Source organism: Micromonospora sp. NPDC049799 (assembly GCF_040656655.1).
Lineage (GTDB): Bacteria > Actinomycetota > Actinomycetes > Mycobacteriales > Micromonosporaceae > Micromonospora.
On the sequence record NZ_JBFAMU010000527.1, the window covers coordinates 1 to 3,361 of the forward strand.

Consider the following 3,361-nt stretch of genomic DNA (forward strand, 5'->3'; position numbering starts at 1 on the left):
GCGCCCGCGCCCCGCGGACCCGGTGGATGCCGGACGTGCGGCGCCACGGCTCGGCGCGCACCCGGGGCGGGCGGGCGCCGTTGCGGACCAGGGCAGCGAACTCCTCCGCCGCCCACTCCGACTTGCCCTGCCGGGCCAACTCGGCGTCGAGGGCGTCGCGCAGGTCGACGAGCATCTCCACGTCCAGCGCCGCGTACGTCAGCCACGACTCGGGCAGCGGCCGGCTGGACCAGTCGGCGGCCGAATGGTGCTTCTCCAGGCTGAACCCGAGCAGCTGCTCGGTCAGCGCGGCCAGCCCGACCCGTTCGAAGCCGGCCAGCCGGGCGGCCAGCTCGGTGTCGAAGAGCCGGCGCGGGCGCAGGCCCAGCTCCGCCAGGCACGCCAGATCCTGGCTGGCCGCGTGGAGCACCCACTCGGCCTGGCCGATCACCTCGTCCAGCGCGGTCAGGTCGGGCAACGGCAGCGGGTCGATCAGCACCGTGCCGGCGCCGGCACGGCGCAGCTGCACGAGGTAGGCGCGTTGGCTGTAGCGGTACCCCGAGGCGCGTTCGGCGTCCAGGGCGACCGGGCCGCTGCCCGCCGCGAAACGGGCCACGACCTCGTCGAGCTCGCTCGGCGTGGCCACCGGCTGGGGCGTGCCGTCGCGGGGGGCGGTCAGCGGAACGGGCCCACCGGCGGTCGGGGCGTCCCCCGCGTCCTCCGGCTCCGGCAGGGCCGACGGCGGGTGGTGCGGTGCGTGTCCCGTACGGCTTTCGGCGGCCCGACGGCGCAGGGGTGGTTCGTCGGTCACCTGACAACCCTAGTGCGCGAGTCGAATCCGTGTGTGCAGCCGGTCCGGCGCGTGTCGGTCGGATGACGTCCGGGTGTCCTCCGGGGGCGCTCAGGCGGCGCCGGCGGGACGCCGCTCGGGCAGCGCCGTGACCCCCGGCGGCGGCAGGCCGGCCGTCGAGGCGAGCAGCGCGCACCAGGCGTTCAGGTGCGGGGCCAGGTCGTCGTCGAGTGGAGTCCAGGAGGCCCGGATCTCGACGTCACCGGCGGCCGGCGGCCCGGCCAGGTCACCGAACCGCGTCGACATGGTCTGGGTGATCGTGCCACCGATCGCCCGGTGCCCGGCGTCCTGCGCGTCGAGGGCGTCGGTCAGCCACGTCCAGCCCACGCCGGGCAGGAGCGGGTCGGCGGCCAGGTCCACCTCCAGCTCCGCCGTCACGTACGTGACCAGCCGCAGGGTGCCCTGCCACGCCTCGTGGCCCGCCGGGTCGTGCAGCAGGATCAGCCGCCCGGTGGCCACCTCGTCGCCGTCGCGCAGCACGGTCGCGGAGAGCGCGAAGGCGTACGGGGCGAGCCGCTGCGGCGCGCCCACCTCCTCCAGCAGGATCTCCGGCCGGGGCGCCGCGGACCGCAGCCCGGCGACCGCGCGGGCGAAGGTCTCCGGGAGCGCGATCGGGAGGGCCATGCCGGAAGCGTAAGCCGCCGGCTGCCCGCCGACCCGTACGGCGCGCCGAAGTCCCGGCCCCGGGACGGTGGCTCTTCACCCGTGCACGCCGGGGTGTAAACCGGGGGCCCTTCCTCTACCGGAGGCGTTGACGGGGGGCCCTTCCTTTCACGTCACAAAAGGTGATGGTGGGCGTGGGCGCGGGTGGGCCGCGTGGCACGATTGCCGCGATGAGCACCGACACCACGGGCACCGTCGCCCGAGACGACGACCCCCGCCCCGGCGGACCGGCCGACTCTCCCTTCGTCCGGGCGTGCCGGCGTCAGCCCCGCTCGCACACCCCGGTCTGGTTCATGCGCCAAGCGGGTCGCTCGCTGCCGGAGTACCGGGAGATCCGGGCCAACGTCGCGATGCTGGAGTCCTGCCGCCGCCCGGACCTGGTCACCGAGATCACCCTCCAGCCGGTCCGCCGGCACGGGGTGGACGCCGCGATCCTGTTCAGCGACATCGTGGTGCCGGTGGCCGCCGCCGGTGTCGACCTGGACATCGTGCCCGGCACCGGGCCGGTCGTCGCCGAGCCGGTGCGCACCCTCGACGACGTCGAGAAGATCCGCCCGATCACCCGCGAGGACGTCTCGTACGTGGACGAGGCGGTCCGGCTGCTCGTCGCGGAGCTGGGCGACACCCCGCTGATCGGCTTCGCCGGGGCGCCGTTCACCCTGGCCAGCTACCTCGTCGAGGGCGGGCCGTCGCGGACGCACGCGAAGACCAAGGCCCTCATGTACGGGCAGCCGGAGCTGTGGCACGCCCTCGCCGGCCGGCTGGCCGAGGTGACGTTGGCGTTCCTGCGGGTGCAGATCGACGCCGGGGTGTCCGCGGTGCAGCTCTTCGACTCCTGGGCCGGCGCGCTCTCCGAGGCCGACTACCGCCGCTTCGTGCTGCCGCACTCCGCCGCCGTGCTGTCCGGGCTCGCCGACGCCGGTGTGCCGCGCATCCACTTCGGGGTGGGCACGGGCGAGTTGCTGGCCACCATGGGCGAGGCCGGCGCCGACGTGGTCGGCGTCGACTGGCGTACGCCGCTGGACGTCGCGACCCGCCGGATCGGCCCGGACCGGGCGGTGCAGGGCAACCTCGACCCGTGCGTGCTGCTCGCACCCTGGCCGGCGGTGGAGGCCGAGGTGCGGCGGATCGTGGAGCAGGGTCGCGCGGCGCCGGGCCACGTGTTCAACCTGGGGCACGGCGTGCTCCCGGAGACCGACCCCGACGTGCTGACCCGGGTGGTCGCCCTGGTGCACGAGCTGTCCGCCCGCCCCTCCGACCAGGGCTGAGCACCGTGCGGACGCCGTGGCGGGTGGCGGTGGTCGGCGGCGGGATCGCCGGGCTGGCCGCCGCGGTCCGGTTGCGTTACCGCGCGCCCGCCGGCACCGAGATCACCGTGTACGAGCAGTCCGGCGCCCTCGGCGGCAAGCTGCGCACCGGCGAGCTGGCCGGCTCGCCGGTGGAGTTCGGCGCCGAGTCGTTCCTGATGCGCGACCCGGCCGGCGGCGATTCGGCCGCGGTGGCCCTGGTCCACCGGCTCGGTCTGGCCGACCGCATCGTGCACCCCACCGTCGGGCAGGCCGCGCTGGTGGTCGACGGAGGGCTGCGCCCGATCCCGGGCGGCACGCTGGTGGGCGTACCGGGGGATCTGGAACGGGTGACCACGGTCGCGCGTCCGGCAGTGGACGCCGACACCGACGGTGGCGGCCCGTTGCTCGGCCCGGACGACGACGTCGCGGTCGGCGCCCTGGTCCGCGCGCGGTTCGGCGACGAGGTGGTCGACCGGCTGGTCGACCCGATGCTCGGCGGCGTGTACGCGGGCCGCGCCGACGACCTGTCCCTGGTCACCACGATGCCGGCGCTGGCCCGGGCCGCCCGTGTCGAGCACAC

Annotated in this window: 4 protein-coding genes; 2 read left to right on the forward strand and 2 right to left on the reverse strand. The window is 75.8% G+C overall.

What is annotated here, in order from left to right:
- On the reverse strand, window positions 1-790 hold a 790-nt coding region (locus AB0I76_RS25730), incomplete at its 3' end, for a ribonuclease D (RefSeq protein ID WP_357040441.1).
- A gap of 90 nt (window positions 791-880) precedes the next feature.
- Window positions 881-1,453, reverse strand: coding sequence for a DUF3000 domain-containing protein (locus AB0I76_RS25735; RefSeq protein ID WP_357040444.1), 573 nt, complete (start codon window positions 1,451-1,453; stop codon window positions 881-883).
- 209 nt (window positions 1,454-1,662) lie between these two features.
- Between AB0I76_RS25735 and hemE the strand changes: the two genes are divergently transcribed.
- Together hemE and AB0I76_RS25745 are read left to right on the forward strand one after the other, a co-directional pair.
- Window positions 1,663-2,760 (forward strand): uroporphyrinogen decarboxylase, encoded by a 1,098-nt coding sequence (hemE, locus tag AB0I76_RS25740; RefSeq protein ID WP_357040448.1) that lies wholly within the window; start codon window positions 1,663-1,665, stop codon window positions 2,758-2,760.
- Window positions 2,761-2,765: 5 nt separating this feature from the next.
- On the forward strand, window positions 2,766-3,361 hold a 596-nt coding region (locus AB0I76_RS25745; RefSeq protein WP_357040451.1), incomplete at its 3' end, for an FAD-dependent oxidoreductase.

Excerpts from the sequence above, each read along its gene's own strand:
- AB0I76_RS25735 (WP_357040444.1), bottom strand. The coding sequence starts at position 1,453 with ATGGCCCTCCCGATCGCGCTCCCGGAGACCTTCGCCCGCGCGGTCGCC.
- hemE (WP_357040448.1), top strand. The coding sequence starts at position 1,663 with ATGAGCACCGACACCACGGGCACCGTCGCCCGAGACGACGACCCCCGC.